This is a genomic window from Deinococcus marmoris (genome assembly GCF_001949125.1).
Taxonomy (GTDB): Bacteria; Deinococcota; Deinococci; order Deinococcales; family Deinococcaceae; genus Deinococcus; species Deinococcus marmoris_A.
The window spans coordinates 1-1,519 of sequence record NZ_MSTI01000120.1 but is presented as its reverse complement, the minus strand read 5'-3'; the positions used below and the strand labels follow the sequence as shown (position 1 = coordinate 1,519).

The following is a 1,519-nucleotide window of genomic DNA, read 5'->3' as shown; positions in this document are numbered from 1 at the left end:
CCCCCATGACGATGGATTGGCCGTTCAAGGCGCTCACCAGCGGGTAAAACACCTGATCGTGGCGGTTCATGGGTTGCCAGCCGAAGTTGACGATTTCACCGAAATCGTTGATCACGCCACACAGCTTAATTCCCACAGCCCAGCGCCCTTTGTCTTTGCTTTTCTTGGCGAGCGAATGCTTCGCTCGTCCTTCCCGGCGGGGGTGAATCAGCTCAATCGGATAGCAGTCAATGATTGTGAAGAACGACGGCTCACCCAGAAATTCAGCGCACAAAGCGGCATATCTGGTGATGAGACGCGATAGACGCGAGCGCTCAGGGAGATTTGGAAACAGCGAAAGATAATCACGGCTGATCCAACGGTAAAATCCCTTGAATCCGGTTCCTTTGAGTCCAAACAATAACCCCAGGGCGACGATCTCACTCACGTGGAGCTTCGCCAGGGGATGGCGGGGAACTGGGCCGAGCTGGTCATCAACGCGAACGAAGAGGTGTGTGATGATGTCAGTCGTCGGGGGGAGTGTGGTCTGCATACCCACAGAATGCGCTCCCAGCGCATGATTCCCCTCGGCACCACCGACCCGCACAACTGGTTGAGAAGGCCATCAAGCGTTATACCCGAAGGTGGGGCTGTGAAACGATGCACCAAGCAATGAAATCCTCTGGATTTCATCTGGAAGACAGCCATGTGACGGACACCGGGCGCATGACCACGCTGTTTGGCGTGGTGGTGCTAGCGTTCGTGTGGTGCTGCCTGACTGGAGAACAGGAGGAAGACCGCGAACCGACAGAGAAGTTGGCCCACGGCTATCCACCTAAGAACTTCGAGTGCTAGGGGTTACGAATGAGCAAAATACGTGCCAGACGAAGTTTCTCAAATACTCCAGAGCAGGAAAATCGTCTGTGAACAGATAAGTAGGGATCTTTACGCATGCGAAGAAATTTCGACAGAATTCCTCACCTTAGTGTTTCCAAAGAAAAGCGAAAAGGGACGTTCTGGACACGAGATTTTGATTTTCCGTAAATCTAGGGTAGTCATCATCCCCTAGCACCCGAAGTTAAGAGCCTGTTCCGTCGGGGCCTGGATGCGCTACAGCGGGCATTGAGGGATTTGGGATTTGGACAGAGAACGTCTGGACCGAGTTTTATCCAGCTCCTTGCCGCTTTTGGTAGAAGGCTGGAATCATGACCGACATGGGTTCTTCATGACCACGGTGCTGAGCAGGCGCAGCACGCTCCACACCGTGTCCGTGATCCCGATGGCCATTGCTGGCGTCCGTTGCGCATATTGACGACGCCCCACCGGTTCATTCAACTTGACTCGCAGGCTCCGGTTCACCCGACAGAAGTTATAGATCCCATTGACCAGATCACTGACCGTCTGACGGACGTGGGGAAGCCTCGCAAACGCGAGGCTTCTGCGGACTTGGTGCGGATTCATACGCCGGGCCGTCCCGTTGTGCCGTTCCACTGCCGAGGTGTTGGGGGTTTTGTATCCGAGAAAGGCCAGCTCCTGATTG

At 54.7% G+C, this 1,519-nt stretch carries 2 protein-coding genes and 1 pseudogene; 1 reads left to right on the top strand and 2 read right to left on the bottom strand.

Annotation, left to right across the window (positions count from 1 at the left end):
• Positions 1-532: transposase (locus BOO71_RS17830; protein ID WP_139323013.1), on the bottom strand; the 532-nt coding region annotated here is incomplete at its 3' end.
• Positions 533-651: 119 nt separating this feature from the next.
• Here BOO71_RS17830 and BOO71_RS17825 point away from each other — a divergent pair.
• A complete protein-coding gene (locus BOO71_RS17825; protein ID WP_075834623.1) occupies positions 652-834 on the top strand; it encodes a hypothetical protein in 183 nt (60 codons plus the stop codon).
• A 348-nt stretch (positions 835-1,182) separates the two neighbouring features.
• Here the strand turns inward: BOO71_RS17825 and BOO71_RS17820 are convergent.
• Positions 1,183-1,519, bottom strand: a pseudogene (locus BOO71_RS17820) (IS1 family transposase); the annotation flags it as partial.